The organism is Streptomyces sp. NPDC034084 (assembly GCF_055575535.1).
On record NZ_JBVISK010000005.1, the window covers coordinates 371028 to 387092 of the forward strand.

12 protein-coding genes are annotated in these 16065 nt (G+C 70.8%); 4 read left to right on the top strand and 8 right to left on the bottom strand.

What is annotated here, in order from left to right; genetic code table 11:
* Window positions 1–97: 97 nt before the first annotated feature.
* The 6 genes from ACZ51I_RS20185 to ACZ51I_RS20210 form a co-directional block, all read right to left on the bottom strand.
* Complete coding sequence (locus ACZ51I_RS20185) at window positions 98–361, bottom strand: hypothetical protein (RefSeq protein ID WP_468877553.1); 264 nt, start codon at window positions 359–361, stop codon at window positions 98–100.
* A complete protein-coding gene (locus ACZ51I_RS20190) occupies window positions 354–5042 on the bottom strand; it encodes a putative T7SS-secreted protein (protein WP_468877555.1) in 4689 nt (1562 codons plus the stop codon). Before ACZ51I_RS20190 ends, ACZ51I_RS20185 begins: the two co-directional genes overlap by 8 nt.
* Window positions 5042–5689, bottom strand: a complete 648-nt coding sequence (locus ACZ51I_RS20195) for a hypothetical protein (RefSeq protein WP_468877558.1) — start codon at window positions 5687–5689, stop codon at window positions 5042–5044. Before ACZ51I_RS20195 ends, ACZ51I_RS20190 begins: the two co-directional genes overlap by 1 nt.
* Window positions 5686–6237 (bottom strand): SseB family protein, encoded by a 552-nt coding sequence (locus ACZ51I_RS20200; RefSeq protein ID WP_468877560.1) that lies wholly within the window; start codon window positions 6235–6237, stop codon window positions 5686–5688. Before ACZ51I_RS20200 ends, ACZ51I_RS20195 begins: the two co-directional genes overlap by 4 nt.
* 252 nt (window positions 6238–6489) lie before the next feature.
* Complete coding sequence (locus ACZ51I_RS20205) at window positions 6490–6756, bottom strand: hypothetical protein (protein WP_468877563.1); 267 nt, start codon at window positions 6754–6756, stop codon at window positions 6490–6492.
* Window positions 6757–6911: 155 nt separating this feature from the next.
* The gene (locus ACZ51I_RS20210; RefSeq protein WP_468877565.1) at window positions 6912–7613 is read right to left on the bottom strand and encodes a hypothetical protein; all 702 of its coding nucleotides are present in this window, start codon (window positions 7611–7613) and stop codon (window positions 6912–6914) included.
* Window positions 7614–7884: 271 nt separating this feature from the next.
* Here ACZ51I_RS20210 and ACZ51I_RS20215 point away from each other — a divergent pair, with 271 nt between their 5' ends.
* Window positions 7885–8226, top strand: coding sequence for a DoxX family protein (locus ACZ51I_RS20215; protein WP_468877568.1), 342 nt, complete (start codon window positions 7885–7887; stop codon window positions 8224–8226).
* A gap of 71 nt (window positions 8227–8297) precedes the next feature.
* On the opposite strand, the gene metG is transcribed toward ACZ51I_RS20215, so the two are convergent.
* The gene (gene metG / locus ACZ51I_RS20220; protein WP_468877570.1) at window positions 8298–9905 is read right to left on the bottom strand and encodes a methionine--tRNA ligase; all 1608 of its coding nucleotides are present in this window, start codon (window positions 9903–9905) and stop codon (window positions 8298–8300) included.
* A 97-nt stretch (window positions 9906–10002) separates the two neighbouring features.
* Between metG and ACZ51I_RS20225 the strand changes: the two genes are divergently transcribed.
* Window positions 10003–10761 (top strand): response regulator transcription factor, encoded by a 759-nt coding sequence (locus ACZ51I_RS20225; protein WP_468877572.1) that lies wholly within the window; start codon window positions 10003–10005, stop codon window positions 10759–10761.
* Window positions 10758–11843: a sensor histidine kinase gene (locus ACZ51I_RS20230; RefSeq protein ID WP_468877575.1), complete on the top strand. Its 1086-nt coding sequence runs from the start codon at window positions 10758–10760 to the stop codon at window positions 11841–11843. The genes ACZ51I_RS20225 and ACZ51I_RS20230 overlap by 4 nt, the downstream gene beginning before the upstream one ends.
* Here the strand turns inward: ACZ51I_RS20230 and ACZ51I_RS20235 are convergent.
* Entirely contained in the window at window positions 11840–13729 is a 1890-nt protein-coding gene (locus ACZ51I_RS20235; protein ID WP_468877578.1) for a VWA domain-containing protein, read from the bottom strand. The genes ACZ51I_RS20230 and ACZ51I_RS20235 overlap by 4 nt on opposite strands.
* Window positions 13730–13985: 256 nt before the next feature.
* Here ACZ51I_RS20235 and ACZ51I_RS20240 point away from each other — a divergent pair, with 256 nt between their 5' ends.
* Window positions 13986–16049, top strand: a complete 2064-nt coding sequence (locus ACZ51I_RS20240) for a PhoX family protein (RefSeq protein WP_468877580.1) — start codon at window positions 13986–13988, stop codon at window positions 16047–16049.
* Window positions 16050–16065 lie beyond the last annotated feature (16 nt).

A 16065-nucleotide genomic window follows, 5' to 3' on the forward strand; every position in this document is an offset into this window, starting at 1 on the left:
AGCGGCACCCCACACGAACTCGAGGATCTGGGGAGCGGAAAGCGGCATTCAGTCACCTCTCGGATGGGTAGGGCTTATGGTTTCCTGGGGCGAGTCTTCACGAGCTTACGAGCGTGGCAAATTCCTGCAAGATCTCTGGATTTCCGGTGAAGGTGACCTTTCCAGAATGACCCTCGTCAAGCACGTCGACATTCTTGCCGTACCACTCAATTCTCAGGATTTCGACCTCTCCTGGAGCGGAGGGGGATACGAACTTTACGCCGATCCGCGCATCGCCCTCAAGGCAACGAATTACGCAGATCGTGTGGAGTGAATCGGACTTTTCGATCGAGATCACTTTGATTTCGGCGCGTTCATCCACTCTTATACACCTCCCGAAGGAATTGGGTGATCTGTTCTTTTGTAAGTTTAGGTACATCGTACTCAAGGAGTGAATCGATCTCTCCCTTTGTGACGTGTCGGGGGACATGAATCCCCATGTTGGAGAGGATCTCACGCGCCTCGGAGAGCGGTACATGCGCGGAGGCCCGCGCGGTGACCTCGGCAGGGAGCAGGCCGACCGGTATCTCTGCCTCACGGGGAATATATCCGGGGTAGATATCTACTCCATCAAGAGCGCTGCGTGGGATAACCTGGACGAAGGCTTCACCGAATTTTGATGCACTGGCGGCGAATACTGTAGCGACCCCGGGATCGGTCGATGTGGGGGTTATGCTGTGCTTTTGCACTCCGGGGCTACCTTCAAATCCGGGAACCGTTCCGCGAAATAGGTGCTCTTCATCCGGACACGGCGACAATCCCAGCGGATCGCTCCACATGTGCGGATTGTGGACATACGCCGCCGGGTTCGGGCTTGGCTCCAGCCCGAGCGGATCCTGACTCAGGTACCGCGCCGACTCCGGGTCGTAGTACCGGAAGTGGTTGTAGTGCAGCCCCGACTCCGGGTCGAAGTACTGGCCCGGGAAGCGGAGTGGGGTGTACGCCGTGGCGTCGCGGTTCCAGGTGGTCGTTCCCCAGAGGGTCGTGCGGGTGCGCCAGGCCAAGGCGCCCGTCTCGTCGACGAGTTCCGTCGGGGTGCCGATCAGGTCGGTGACGATGGCGAAGAAGCGCTCGTCGACGGAGTCCGTGCCCGTGCGGCGCTCCGTCTGGGCCAGGGGCCGCAGGCCCGCGTGGTCCCAGGTGAGGGTGACGTCCTCGGTCGTCTGCTCGCAGAGGGTCGTGCCGTCCCACGTGAAGTGGACCGTCTCGAGAGGGGACCGTTTCGAGATGCGACGGCCCAGGGGGTCGTAGGCGTACCGCCACACCGTGCCGTCCGGTGTCCTCACCGAGGTCAGGCGGTCCTCCGCGTCCCACGCGTAGCGCCAGGTGTCCGGCTTCCGTGAGAGGCGGGTCTTCTGGCGGAGCATGATCCGGCCCTGGGCGTCGTGCTCGTAGCGGACGGACCCCGCGCCGGTGATCCGTGTGCCCTCGTAGGCGCGGGTGCCGGTGGAGGAGTGGGCGGGGTGTTTGGACGGCCAGGACGCCTCCGTCTGGTTGCCGGCGTCGTCGTAGGCGTACCGTTCCGACCAGTCGTGGGCGCTGACGGCTGTGACGCGACCTGTGAGGTCCAGGTCGAAGTGGCGGGTGCCCGAGAGCTCGTCGGTGATACCGATGAGGCCGCCGTCCGCGCGGTAGGTGTAAGCGCGCTGCTGAAGACGGGCACCTGAACCGCCGGTGATCTCCTGCGCCGTCAGCCGGCCCATGATGTCGAAGGACGACGACAGGGCGGCGAAGTCGCCCACCTGACGCAGTACTTCACGGCCGGCCGCGTCGTGGCTGAAGGTCAACCTCCGCCCCGAGGACGTCAGTTCCGTGCGGCGGCCTGCCGCGTCGTACGACCACGTGCTCGTCGAACCGCCCGGCGTCGTCCGTCCCGTCCGTCGGCCGGCGGTGTCGTGGGTGAACGAGAGGGTCCGGCCGTTCACGGTCTCGGAGACGAGGCGGCCGTAACGGTCTCGGAGGCGGTGCAGTGTCGCGTCCGGGCTGGTCGCCGCCGCCAGTTCGTCGAAGACGTCGTACTCGTACGTGCTGACCGCACCTTCGGCGTCCTTGTGGACGATGCGGCCCAGGCTGTCGCGCCCGAACCCGATCGTCTGGCCCAGGCCGTTCGTCCGGAAGGCGAGACGGCTCGCCGCGTCGTAGCCGTAGCTCAGCGTCCGGTCGTCGAAGTCCGTCTCCGAGAGCAGTCGGCCCGTCGGGTCATAGGCGTAGTCCCACGTCAGGCCCTGCGGGTTGGTCACCCGGGTCAGGCGCAGGTTCGTGTCGTGGGCGAACTCGTACCGGACCCCGTCCGGGCCCGTGCGGGAGGTCAGCAGGTCGAAGTCGGTGTACGTGAAGCGCGTCGTGCCGCCCAGCGCGTCCGTGTGGCTCAGGCAGTTGCCCTCGCCGTCGTACGTCCAGGACTCCACCGTGCCGTCGGGAGCGGTGCGCCTGGACGGGCGGCCCTCGACCGTCCACTCCAGCCGGGTGACCGCGCCCAGGGGGTCCGTGATCCGGACGGCGCGGCCGAAGGCGTCGTGCTCGTAGCGGGTCGTGGCGCCCAGGGGGTCGGTGACCTCGACGGGGAGGCCTCGGCGGTCCAGGACCAGTCGGGTCGTGGCGCCCAGCGGGTCCGTCACCGACGTCAGCCGGCCCGACTCGTCGTACGCGAACTCCGTCCGTGCACCCGAAGGGGACGTCACCGACGTGCGGTTGCCGCGCTCGTCGAAGGTCTGGCGGGTGACATTGCCGTCGGTGCCGGTGAGGCGTACCGGGAACCCGCGTTCGTCGTACTCGGCCCGCGCCTGCCGTCCGTCCGGGCGCTCCACCACCGACACGCGTCCCTGCTCGTCGTACGTGGTGCGGCTGACGTGGCCCAGCGGGTCCGTCCGGGACAGCAGCCGGTTGTGGCGGTCGTATTTGAAGCGGGTGACCGCGCCCAGGGCGTCGATCTCGGCGACCACCTGTGCGCGGTCGTTGATCAGGTGGCGTTCGGTGTGCCCGAAGCCGTTGGTGAGGGTGGTGATGCGGAGCCCGGTCGCGGGGTCGACGTCGTCCCAGGTGAACGTGGCTTCCAGGTGTCCGTTCGCTCCCGACTGGTAGGTGCAGCGGTCCTGGTCGTCGTAGACGTAGTCGAAGCGGCTTCCGTTGGTGTCGGTCCACGAGGTGATGCGGCCGTGCTCGTCACAGCCGAAGCGCAGGGGGAGGCCGGACGAGTTGGTGACCTCGGTCAGGTGGCCGTCGGTGTAGCCGTAGCGCAGGATCTCCTGGTCCGAGCCGTCCGGCGCCGCTCCCGCGAGATGGAGGGCGGTCACGCGGCCCTCGCTCGTCGTGAGCTTCACGTGGTAGCCGCCGTGGTGGACGATCGCCGTCGGGGCACCCGACTCGTCGTACTCGAACGTGATCCAGCGCCCGTTGCGGTCGTCGATCTGGGCCAGGAGCGCGAGCTCGTCGCCGTGGTCGACGAAGTGCCGGACCGTGCCCGTGTCGGGGTCCGTGACGGTGTAACCGTCCTCGACCCGGTCCAGGGGCCACTGCCGGCCGTGCGTGGGCGTCACCGGGACGCCGGGTGCCGGATGCGGATAGGCCAGGAGGCTGCCCTCGTCGCAGCTGAAGATCACGCCCTCGGAGTCGATCTCGAGGCGCTGGTCCACCGTCGACGACCACGTCGGGCCGAACCAGCGCCCCGAGCGGCGGGAGGAGTCGAAGGTGCGCCGGAAGAGGAGGGGCAGGGAGCCGGGGAGGGCGATGTCCGTCTGGGGCAGCAGCATGCGGCCCGTGGCGATGTCGACAGGATCGTTCTTGCAGGCCGTCTCCCGGCACGTCTTGCCGTTGGTGTGCGGATCCTTCTCGTGGTCCCCGCGGACGCCGCCCGGCTTCTCCCCCTCCGGCAGGTGCTTCGTGCCGTTCTTCACCCCTGCGCGCAGGCCTCCCCGTATCAGCCCCCCGCCCTTCGTCCCGATCAGCTCCGGCGCCAGGCGGCCGAAGAACTCCGAGGGGTCGCCCTTCAACGACTCCCAGGCGTTCTTCAAGGCCCTGTCCGGGTTCGCACCCGTGGACACCAGGCCGGCGAGCGTCATGTTGACGCCCTTGTAGTAGTCCGCGGGGTGCGTCAGGTTGTACGGGTCCACAGGGTTGACCGAGCGGACGAAGTTGACCAGACCCGCCGTGCCCTTCGCGACGCCACCGCCGAAGTGGGCCAGTTCGAAGCCCTGGGCCAAGCCGTAATCCATCAGTTCGGCCTTGGCCCGCTCGCGGCCCGTCGGCTCCTTGGGCGCGTGGGCGAGCGCGGCGGTGACCGCTGCCTTCGCGGTCTCCGCGGCCTCGTTCCGCGCCTTCCGCGCGTCGCTCAGGATCTCCTGGGCCCGATGCCGCTTGGCCGTGCCGGGGTCGGAGAAGTCCCCCGGGTCCGGCAGCGGGCTGTCGCTGTCGCGCGCCGCCTTGTAGGCCTCGCGCTTCTCCTTGTAGGTCTCGGCGGCCGCCTTGGAGTCCTGGTCGCCCTCCTTGTACAGCGCGATCGCCTCACGCGCTTTGCCCTGCGCGCTCACGATCGCCTGGGAGTACGTCTCCAGCGCCTCGGCCGCGCTCTCCATCGCGTCCGCCGCGTGCAGCCAGTCCGTCGGCAGCGTCTGGAACTTCTCCCGGAACGCCTCGGCCGCCTCGCCCTTCCAGTGGCTGGCGTCCAGCTTCCTCATCCCGCCGCCGACCAGGTCGAAGGCCTTCTGGAAGTCACGGAGGTTCTTCACCGTTCCGGCGATCTTCTCCGGTTTGCCGTGGACGAGCTCGTCCGCCTCCTCGGTCTGTCCTAGCTGCTTCTCTCCGACCTCGGCGCCGAGGGAGGAGGCGGTCTCGTCGCCCCAGTCCTCGACCGATTCGGCCCAGTCGTGTGCGCCCGTCTTATCCAGAAGCTGACCGGTCTTGTCGGTCGCGAAGTCGATACTCTCGCCGACGAGTTCCTTGCCCTTGTCGATGCCGTCACCGATCTTGTCGATGCCCTTGTCGACCAGGCCACCCCAGTCCACCATCAGCGACTCTCCCCCCAGCGCGGCTGTTCGGCCTGGTCGACGGTCGCCTGGTCGGGACCGAACAGGTCCCGGAGCCTTTCGTCGGCCCTTTCCCGCTGCTCCGGGGCCAGCGCGCCCGAGCGTTCCATCCCGTCGAGCATCGAGTCCTCGACGTCGTACGCGGTGTTCTTCCAGGTCTGTTCGACCTCGTCGTGGGCGTCGCTGAACGACTCCCCGCTCCAGTCCGCGTTGTCCCATGTCTGCTGGTCACGGAGTGTGTCCCAGCTGATCTGCTTGACCTCGTCCTCCGAGAGATGCGGGTTCCCGTTGAGTGAGTTCGCGCCGATCTTGATCGAGTCCTTGATGTACCGCTCCTGCTCCGCGAACGACCCCGCCGACAGGCCGACCGCCTGAGCGAACCCGTTTCCCCGCTGGGTCAGTGCGCGGACGCCCCACTCCCACCGGTCGCAGAACGTCCGGAACTCCGACGTCAGTCCGCCGTGCCCCAGCTCCAGACCGGACAGGGTGAGATCGGAGAACCCCCGGCCCGTGGATGCCTCGCCGATCATGCCCAGCTCCTTCAGCTCGGCATGGGCCAGGTCGATGCCCTTCGCTATCTCGGCCAGCGCCTCCGCCGGCGCCGCGAGATCAGGCTCGTTCCCGCTCATGGTGTCCCCGTCCCTGTCTCCCTGGGCGTCCCTGTCCCGGCCCCGGTCTCCCCGAGATCCACTGCCACCTCGTCCGGGACGATCCCCGCCACCGGCGGGAACAGCGTCCCGTCCGCGCTGCCCGCGTCCAGAGCCACCCCGCCGGGGCCCGGCAGCGCCGGCACCATCACGTCGAGGAGCCGCGCGCCGAGGATCGTCCGGTACGTCCACTCCCGCTCGGCGTCGCCTCGTGCGACGGCGAACCGGGCCAGCGCCTCCTCGTCGGAGAACGCGCAGATCCACCGGACGCCGTTGAAGTCGGCGGTCCACAGGCTTCCGTGCTCGTCGAACGGTACGAGTACGGCCGTCCGCCGGAATTCCCCGAGCAATCGCGCAAACGCGCGCCGGGCCGCAACCGCCTCATCGACAGGTTCCGGCGGTGGCGCCGGTGCCTGTGCCGGTGCCTGTTCCGGCTGTACGGCCGGTCCCGGCTCGTCCGCCGGCTTCGCCAACTCCGCCAGCCGCGACGGCTGGTGAGGGTGCGGCGTGTCGTCCCCGTGCTCTCTCACCGGCGCAGGCTGCCACACGATCCTTCACACGAGCAACGAACAAAAGCCCGATTCGTCATGTCCCGGGCGGGCAGCCACCGCGAGTACCCGGCTCCGCGGCGCGGTAGGCGCGGTCGCAGGAATCGCAGTTCTGGAGGGGGAAAGGGGTCTTCTACGCGGGGCGGATCGGCGGGAGCGGCGGGAGTTGAGCGCCCAGGCGGTGGGCCAGGAGCGCGGCCGGGCGGCGCAGGGGCTCCCGGGGCAGGTCGAAGGTCAGGACGCGGCGTACGGCCTCCGGGGTGCCTCCCGCTCCAGCCAGGAGGCGACGCCGGGGGCGAGGTGCTCGGCGTCGGTGGCCGAGAGGTGCAGGCGCGAGTCCTCGCGGCGCAGGTCGGCGAGGATGTCGAGGGCGTTGGTGAGGAGGTCCGGGGCCGGGTATGCGGGCTGCGGTACTGCGGGGAGCGCGCGGCGCGGCCGTGCCTCAGGGCGGCGGGCCGGGGGCCTCGGCGGCTCCGGGTTTGGAAAGACCGCCCGCCCCACCGAAGCCCGGGTTCCTGGACTTCGGTGATCTGCTCCACCTACGACCAACGCCCCTTGACCGCCCGGGCACAGCGGCCGAACCCGGTCCGCGCCCACCGCACGGCAGCCCGCCACCAACCTGCCCGCCGACCGGCACCGGGACGTCGGACCGCCTGTCAGGTTCCCCGGCGCTCTTCATCGAACCGATGCACAATGATCCACTTGTCGTACTCCTCATCGGACACCGCGCACATGGTCCGCCCGTCCGCGGAAACGGTCAGGAACTCCTTGAGGCCGGCGCCTGCCAGCATGCGGGAGGGCAGGTTGGTGCCCAACGGGTCCTTGACTCTGATCCAGCCGATCTCGTGGCTCCCCGCTCCCGGTGCCAGCATGCTGAACTCACCCTCGTCCGTCATGAGTCGAGCGGAAGCCGCCAGCGCATCCCACCGGCGGTCCAGTTCTTCCGCGGCATCGGGTCGCGCATGGCCGACCGTGGCGGTCGGCTTCGTCTCGTACCCCGCCCAGGCGATGTGGGCCCGGCGCACATCGGGCAATCGGGGTGACCTGTCGAAGTCCAGGACCTGGAGGCCGCACGCTTCGAGCTTCCGGTACCAGTCGGGCGCCGGGTGGGACACGAGGACGTCCCCCTTCCGGAGCCGGTCGAGCGGGCCGCCGGAGAGGAGGATCGCGGCGCTGTGCGGGGGGCCGGTGAATTCCACGGATTCGTACTTCTCGATGTCCTCCAGCGTGAGCGCGCCTTCGGGCCCCACCGTGCCCTGTTCCCGCTCCAGGACGAAGACCTGTCCGACTCGGGCGGTGCCTGCGATACAGCGGACGACGCAGATCCCTCCCCAGGCGTCGTCGGCCGGCCCCACCACCTCGTGGAACCAGAGCCTGCTGAAAAGGCCGGGGGCCTGGGATGTCGGCACGTCGTCCTCCCGGATCGATTGTCCCGGCTGTGGTCCTGACCAGGCTGACGTCGAGCCGTGCGAGTTCGCAACACCGTTTGCCCCTGTGCGTCACGTCCCGGCCCCCCGTGGGCGCCGGAACGAATTTCTCCGTGGCTGTCACACTCCTCGCCCGGCCTCCGTCAGTGCAGTGTCCGGCTCGGTCGAGCCGGATGCCGGAAGGTCTAAGGAGCCCAACGCCATGTCCACCACCGCCATCGTCGTCACCGCCGTCGCCGCGTTCATGGCCGGGTTCTCCGGGGTGTCGATCTTCGCCAGGGCCAAGTTCGTCGTCGAGCCGCTCGCCGAGTACGGGGTGCCGCGGTCCTGGTGGAACCTGCTCGGGGCCGCCAAGGTCGCCGGGGCCGTCGGGCTCGTCGTCGGGTTCTTCGTACCCGTCATCGGGACCCTCGCCGCGATCGGGCTCGTCCTCTACTTCACCGGGGCCGTGATCACCGTGCTCCGCGCCCGCTCGTACGGCCACGTGGCCTTCCCGCTCCTCTACATGGCGCCCGCCGTCGCCGCACTCGCCCTGGCCGCGTGACCCGTACGGCAAAGGCCGCCGCCCCGGATCGACACCGGGACGGCGGCCTTCTTCGTGACGTCAGTACGCCGTCAGTCCTTCTTCGGCTCCTCAAGGCGCGGGAACAGCACCGCGCCCTTCGTCACCGTCGCGCCGGCCGGGAGCTGCCCCCACGTGGCGGCGGACTGGACCGGCTGCGCCGCCAGGACGCCCAGGGACGCCTCGGCGCCCAGGGACTCCCAGAGGGCCTGCGAGGTCTCCGGCATGATCGGGTTGAGGAGGACGGCGACGGCGCGGAGGGATTCCGCGGCCGTGTAGAGGATCGTGGCGAGGCGGGCCCGGCCCTCCTCCGAGTCGTCCTTCGCGACCTTCCACGGCTCCTGCTCCGTGATGTAGCCGTTGACCTGCTTCACGAAGTCGAAGATCGCCAGGATGCCGGCCTGGAAGTCCAGCTCCTCGCCGATCTTCTGGTCGGCCGTCGCGACCGCCTTGGCCAGGCCCTCGTGGATCGCCTTCTCGGCGTCACCGTCGGCCGTCGACGCCGGCAGCTCGCCGCCGAAGTACTTGCCGACCATCGCCGCCACGCGGGACGCCAGGTTGCCGTAGTCGTTCGCCAGCTCGCTCGTGTAGCGGGCGGTGAAGTCCTCCCACGAGAACGAGCCGTCCTGGCCGAACGCGATCGCCCGCAGGAAGTACCAGCGGTACGCGTCCACGCCGAAGTGCGAGGTCAGGTCCTGCGGCTTGATGCCGGTCAGGTTCGACTTCGACATCTTCTCGCCGCCGACCATCAGCCAGCCGTTGGCCGCGACCCGGCCGGGGACCGGCAGGCCCTGCGCCATCAGCATCGCCGGCCAGATCACCGCGTGGAACCGCAGGATGTCCTTGCCGATGAGGTGCACGTTCGCCGGGAAGGTCTCGTCGAACTTCGCCGGGTTCTCGTTGTAGCCGACGGCCGTCGCGTAGTTCAGGAGCGCGTCGATCCACACGTAGATGACGTGCTTCTCGTCCCACGGCACCGGGACGCCCCAGTCGAACGTCGAGCGCGAGATGGAGAGGTCCTCCAGGCCCTGCTTGACGAAGTTCACGACCTCGTTGCGGGCCGACTCCGGCTGGATGAAGCCCGGGTTCGCCTCGTAGAACTCGAGCAGCTTCGGGCCGTACTCGCTCAGCTTGAAGAAGTAGTTCTCCTCCTTGAGGATCTCCACCGGCTTCTTGTGGACGGCGCACAGCTTGGTGCCGTCCTCCGCCTCGATCAGGTCGCCGGGGAGCTTGTACTCCTCACAACCCACGCAGTACGGGCCTTCGTACCCGCCCTTGTAGATCTCGTCCTTGTCGTACAGGTCCTGCACGAACTCCTGGACGCGGTCGGTGTGACGCTTCTGCGTCGTACGGATGAAGTCGTCGTTCGCGATGTTCAGGTGCTCCCAGAGGGGCTTCCACGCCTCCTCGACGAGCTTGTCGCACCAGGCCTGGGGCGTGACGTTGTTCGCCTCGGCCGTGCGCATGATCTTCTGACCGTGCTCGTCCGTGCCGGTGAGGTACCACACCTTCTCGCCGCGCTGACGGTGCCAGCGCGTGAGCACGTCGCCTGCGACGGTCGTGTAGGCGTGGCCCAGGTGAGGAGCGTCGTTGACGTAGTAGATGGGGGTCGTGACGTAGAACGCCTTCGCCCCCTGCTTCTCGGATCCAGTGGCCGCCATGGTCGAAATCCTAACGGTCGGACGAAGATCCACTCACATCCATAAACCGTGGGGGGTGGGGGCGGGCGTGGTGCCTGGGGTCGGGAGGATGGACCGCATGCGTGTACTCGTAGCCGAGGACGAGCGGGACCTCGCCGCACTCCTCGCCACCGGCCTGCGGCGGGCGGGCTTCGCCGTCGACACCGTCCACGCCGGGGACGACGCCCTGGAGCTGCTCGGACTGCCCGCGTACGAGGCGGGGCGGAGCTCGTACGACGCACGGCAGGGCTCGTACGGCGCCGGGCAGGGCCCGTACGGCCTCGTCCCCGGGGCGCCGCTCGCGCCCGGCCCCTACGACGTCCTCGTCCTCGACCGGGATCTGCCCCGGGTCCACGGCGACGACGTGGCCCGCCGGCTCGTCGCCGCCGGGTCGCCCACCCGGATCCTCATGCTCACCGCCTCCTCCTCCGTCGAGGACCGTGTCGACGGCCTCGACCTCGGCGCCGACGACTACCTGGGCAAGCCCTTCGACTTCCCCGAGCTGGTCTCCCGCGTCCGCGCCCTCCGCCGGCGCTCCGCCCGGCCCGCCCTGCCCCCGCTCCTGGAGCGCGGCGGACTCGTCATGGACACCGTCCGGCGGACCGCCCTCCGCGACGGGCGGGAGCTCGACCTGTCCCCCAAGGAGTTCTCCGTCCTCCAGATCCTCCTGGAGGCCGACGGCGCCGTAGTCTCCGCCGAGGAGCTCCTCGAACGCGCCTGGGACGCCCACGCCGACCCCTTCACCGGGGCCGTACGGGTCTGCATGAGCAAGCTGAGGGCGAAGCTGGGAGAGCCGGGCCTCATCAGGACCGTGCAGGGCGTGGGGTACGTCCTGTGAGCCGCCCCGGACTCCTCGGCGCCGGCTCCACCATCCGCACCCGTATCGCGCTCGTGTACGGAGGCGTCTTCCTGGTCCTCGGGGCCGTCCTGCTGCTCGTGGTGAACCTGCTGGTCAGAGCCGGGACGGACGGCGAGGCCGACGCGATCGTCGCCCGCGCGGACGACGTCGCCGTGGTCGAGGCGTACCGGATCGGCGACGACGTCAGCCGGGCCGCCGGCGAGCAGATGCTCATGTGGTCCTGCCTGGCCCTGCTCGTCATCGCCTGTGGCGCGGTCGTGGTGGGGTGGTGGACGGCGGGACGCGTCCTGCGGCCCGTCCACGAGATGACCGCCCGCGCCCGGCTGCTCTCCGGGCTCGACGAGAGGCTCGACGTGCGCGGGCCCGACGACGAGCTCAAGGAGCTCGGCGACACCATCGACGCGCTGCTCGACCGCCTGGCGACCGCCTTCGACAGCCAGCGCCGGTTCATCGCCAACGCCTCCCACGAACTGCGCACCCCGCTCGCCACCCAGCGCGCCGCGATCCAGATCGGGCTCGACGACGACTGCGAGGTCCGGCAGGTCCTCCTCGACGCCAACCGGCGCAGCGAACGCCTCATCGACGGGCTGCTGCTCCTCGCGCACGGCGAGCGGGGGCTCGCGGAACGGGAGGACGTGCGGCTCGCGGACGTCGTCCGGGAGGAGTACGCGGACGCCCGCGTGGTGGCCGACGGCGGTGTCGTACGGGGGAGCCGGGTGCTGCTCGCGCAGCTCGTACGGAACCTCGTCGCGAACGCGGTCGCGTACAACGTGCCGGGGGGCGAGGTGCGCGTACGGGTCGAGGGGGGAGGGGTCCTGACCGTGGTCAACACGGGGCCGGTCGTCACGCCGGACTCCGTCGAGGGGCTCTTCGAACCCTTCCGGCGCGGGGAGGGGCGCGACCGGATGGGGCCCGGCGCGGGGCTCGGGCTCTCCATCGTGCGGTCGATCGCCGTCGCGCACGGCGGTGCGGTGCGGGCCGTGGCGCGGGGTGCGGAGGAGGGCGGCGGGCTGGTGGTGACGGTGACCCTGCCGGTCACCGCCACCGCGCCGGGTTCCTAGAACTCCAGGCCGGAGAGGAGGCCCCGGTAGAAGGCGGCGTGCGCCGTCTCGACGGGGGTCGCGCCCGCGAAGTAGGTCGCGGTACGGGGGGTGCCGTCGAGCTTCCGGAGGTAGTCGAAGGCCTTGTTGTCCTCCTCGCCCCAGGCCACGAACCGCCAGTGCAGCGGCCGGCCCTCGGCCTCGGCGAGCGCCTGCGTGGCGGCCGTCTTCGACTCCGGGGCGCCGTCCGTCTGGAACACGACGAGCGCCGGGCGGGCCGGGTCGTTCTTCTCGTGGTGGGCGAGGACCTCTTCGACGGCCCGGTGGTAGTTGGTACGGCCCAGGCGGCCGAGGGTGGCGTTGACCTCCTCCACGTGGGTGGGGGTGAGGGTCGCCGGGGTCAGGTCGACGGTGCCGTCGATGTCCGTCGAGAAGAAGACGGTCGTCACGGTGGCGGCCTCGTCCAGGTGCGCGGCGAGCGCGGTGACCTGCTCGGCGAGGCGCTGCACGGAACCGTCCTTGAAGTACCCGCGCATCGAGCCGGACCGGTCGACGACGAGGTACACGGCGGCCCGCGCCCCCGTGAGCCCCTGCTTCTTGAGCTGCGCCCCGGCCGCCTTGTACGCGTCCGCGAGGTGCGGCGCGGCGGCCTTGACGGCGGCGAGGGGGAGGGCGGGGGTGGCCTGGTCTTCCTGGTCCACCTCGCCGGCGGGGGCCTCGCTGGCCTGAGCCTCGTCGGCCCGGGCCTCCGGCTCGGCCGCCGCGACGGCGACGGGCTCGGCCGGGGCGGTGGTCTCGGCCTGGGGCTCGACCGCCTCCTGCTCCTCCGGAGCGGGTTCGGACGCGTCAGCGTCCGTGCCCGCGTCGGCGGTCGCCTCCGGCTCCGTCTGGGGCGCGTCGGCAGCGTCCCCTTCCGGCTTCGCCGGAGCCGCGTCGTCCGCGACGACGGCTGCCTCGGGCTCGGCCGACGTGGAGGGCTCGGCCCCAGCGTCCGCCTGCGGCTCCGCCGCTTCCTGCTCCTCCGGAGCGAGTTCGGACGCGTCCGCGTCCGTGTCTACGACGGCGTCCGCCCCCGGCTCCGCCGGGGCGGCGGTCTCGGCCGCTTCCGGCTCCGCCGGGGCCGTGTCGTCCGCGACGGCGGTCGCCTCCGGCTCCGCCGCCTCGGCCTCGTCGGCCGCTTCGGCGTCGGCCGACTCCTCAACGGTCGGCGCGGCGGCTTCGGCAGCCGCCGGCTCCTCGGGCTCCTCGGCGGAAGCCGCACCCTCCGGCTCGGCGGCAGCGGCAGCTTCCGACTCGCCGGGCGCGGGCTCGTCGGCGCCGGCCGCACCCTCCGCCTCGGCAGCCGCAGTCGCCTCCGCAGGCTCGCCGACAGGCTCCGCCGCAGTCGCCTCCCCGGTCTCGCCGGCAGCCACAGCCGCCCCCGTCGCCTCCGCAGGCTCCCCCGCAGGCGCCGCGTCCGTCCGTTCGGGAGCCGTCGGGGCCTCGTCCGGCTGACCCGCAGCGTCACCCCCGCCCCGGGCCTTCGGGATCTGCGGGTTGTCGAAGGCCGCCGCCACCAGGTCGTCCGCCGCGCGGCGCGCCGCCGCGTCCGGGACGTCCGGGACCTCCGGAGCTTCCCGCGCCTCCAGGACCTCCCGCGCCTCCGACGCGCCCCGCGCCTCCGGGATCTCCCGCGCCCCCTCGCCACTCGGCGCCTCCGAGGCACCTCGCGCCTCCGAGGCACCTCGCGCCTCCGACGCGCCCCGCGCCTCCGGGACCTCCCGCGCCTCCGAGGCCTCTCGGGCCTCCCCGGCCTCCAGGGTCTCCCCGGGCTCCCGGGGCTCACGCGTCTGGGGCGGGACGGAGGTTGCCGGGGATTCCTCGCGGTCCCGGCCGAACACCTTGCGCAGCATGCTCCGAATACCCATGGGCGAACCCTTTCGCATGAGTGGGGGTGCAGTGAATGTCCGTACTGGGCGTTTCGGGACTTTCATCCCTGGCCAGGGCGGACACGTAAGGTTAGCGGCCACCCCCACCCTCCCCCGTGACCCGGTCGCCCCCGGTTGCCGTGCATTCATTCGGCGTTCACTCCGGCGCCGCCCCTGTGCAGATCCGCGCACCTAGCGTCGCCGCCGAAGGAATCCGACACCATGTCGGCGCAAGGGTGCGCCGGAGGAGGACGAAGTGCGCAAACTGCTGCCGCTGCTGAGCACCAACCCCCACGGAGGCGGCCGTTCCGCTCTCACCTGCCGGTTCCGGTGCGGTGACGCCTGCTTCCACGAGGTGCCCAACACCAGCGACAACGAGTACGTCGGCGACGTCATAGCCGGGGTGCTCTCCCGCCGTTCCGCGCTCCGTGCCGCCGCTGTCGTGACCGTCGCCTCCGCCGTGGGCGGGGCCGTGGCCGTCGGGAACGCCCCGGAGGCCGTCGCCCAGGAGGCCGCCGCCCGGCCCCAGAAGCCGGCCGACGGCGCCCGCGGCCTCCGGTTCGCGCCCGTCGCCCCGAACACCGCCGACCAGGTCACCGTCCCCGCCGGGTACGCGCAGAACGTCGTCATCCGCTGGGGCGAGCCCATCCTCCGCGGCGCGCCCGCCTTCGACTCCGAGCGCCAGACCGCGAAGGCGCAGGCCGGGCAGTTCGGCTACAACAACGACTTCCTCTCCCTGCTGCCGCTGCGCGGGGAGCACCACCGCCAGGTCCTCGTCGCCAACCACGAGTACACCGACGAGGTGCTCATGTTCCGGGGGTACGACCCCGCCGACCCGACCCGCGAGCAGGTCGAGATCGCCTGGGCCGCGCACGGCCTGTCCGTCGTCGTGGTCCAGGAGGAGCACCGTACGGGCAAGCTGACGCCCGTCACCCGGCACCACCTCAACCGCCGCCTCCACACGACGAGCGAGTTCGAGGTCACCGGGCCCGCCGCCGGGAGCGACCTCCTGAAGACCTCCGCCGACCCGGCCGGCCGTACCGTCCTCGGCACGCTCAACAACTGCGCCGGCGGCACCACCCCGTGGGGCACCACCCTCCACGGCGAGGAGAACTTCAACCAGTACTTCGCCAACGGGTCGAGCGCCACCGACAAGCGGTACGGCGTCGGCACCGGCGCCTCCGAGCGGAAGTGGGAGCGGTTCGACAAGCGCTTCGACCTCGCGCAGGAGCCCCACGAGGTGCACCGCTTCGGCTGGGTCGTCGAGCTCGACCCGTACGACCCCGAGTCGACGCCCCGCAAGCGCACCGCGCTCGGCCGCTTCAAGCACGAGGCCGCGCAGCCCCGGCTCACCGAGGACGGCCGTCCGGTCGTCTACATGGGCGACGACGAGCGGTTCGACTACTTCTACAAGTTCGTGTCCGGCAAGCGGATGAAGAAGGGTTCGTCGCGGGCCGCGCACGCGCACAACCTCACCCTGCTCGACGAGGGCACCCTCTACGTCGCCAAGCTGACCGGCGACTCGCCCGCCGCCGAGATCGACGGCACCGGCAGGCACCCGGACGACGGGGAGTTCGACGGGTCCGGCGTGTGGATCCCGCTCGCCACGGCCGGTCCCGACGGCGCCGTCTCGCACGTGCCCGGCATGACCGCCGACGAGGTGTTCGTCTTCACCCGCCTCGCCGGTGACAAGGTCGGGGCGACGAAGATGGACCGTCCCGAGGACGTCGAGCCGTCCCCGCGTACCGGTCGGGTCTACGTGGCGCTGACGAACAACTCCAACCGTGGCAAGGCCGGGTACGCGCCCGCCGACGAGGCCAACCCGCGCAACCTCAACAAGCACGGGCAGATCCTCGAACTCGCCGAGCACGGGGACGACCCGTCCTCCGACGGCTTCGCCTGGCGGCTGTTCCTCGTCGCCGGCGACCCGAACGACCCCGCCACGTACTTCGCCGGCTTCCCCAAGGAGAAGGTCTCCCCGATCTCCTGCCCGGACAACGTCGCCTTCGACCCGCACGGCAACCTGTGGATCTCCACCGACGGCAACCAGCTCGGCTCGCACGACGGCCTGTTCGGCGTCGCCACGCGCGGCGAGCGGCGCGGTGAGCTCAAGCAGTTCCTGACCGTGCCGACCGGCGCCGAGACCTGCGGCCCGCTCGTGCAGGACCGCCGCGTCCTGGTCTCCGTGCAGCACCCGGGCGAGGTCGACGGCGCCTCCGTCGAGAAGCCCGCCTCCGTCTGGCCCGACGGACCCGGCAGGATCGTCCGCCCGGCGGTCGTCTCCGTCTGGCGTACGGACGGGCGCGACATCGGCGTCTGACCGCCGCGGCGGGGCC

What these genes read in the sequence shown, in the direction of transcription:
- ACZ51I_RS20190 (WP_468877555.1), bottom strand. Translation starts at nt 5,042, where the DNA reads ATGGTGGACTGGGGTGGCCTGGTCGACAAGGGCATCGACAAGATCGGT.
- ACZ51I_RS20195 (WP_468877558.1), bottom strand. Translation starts at nt 5,689, where the DNA reads ATGAGCGGGAACGAGCCTGATCTCGCGGCGCCGGCGGAGGCGCTGGCC.
- ACZ51I_RS20215 (WP_468877568.1), top strand. Translation starts at nt 7,885, where the DNA reads ATGTCCACCACCGCCATCGTCGTCACCGCCGTCGCCGCGTTCATGGCC.
- metG (WP_468877570.1), bottom strand. Translation starts at nt 9,905, where the DNA reads ATGGCGGCCACTGGATCCGAGAAGCAGGGGGCGAAGGCGTTCTACGTC.
- ACZ51I_RS20225 (WP_468877572.1), top strand. Translation starts at nt 10,003, where the DNA reads ATGCGTGTACTCGTAGCCGAGGACGAGCGGGACCTCGCCGCACTCCTC.
- ACZ51I_RS20235 (WP_468877578.1), bottom strand. Translation starts at nt 13,729, where the DNA reads ATGGGTATTCGGAGCATGCTGCGCAAGGTGTTCGGCCGGGACCGCGAG.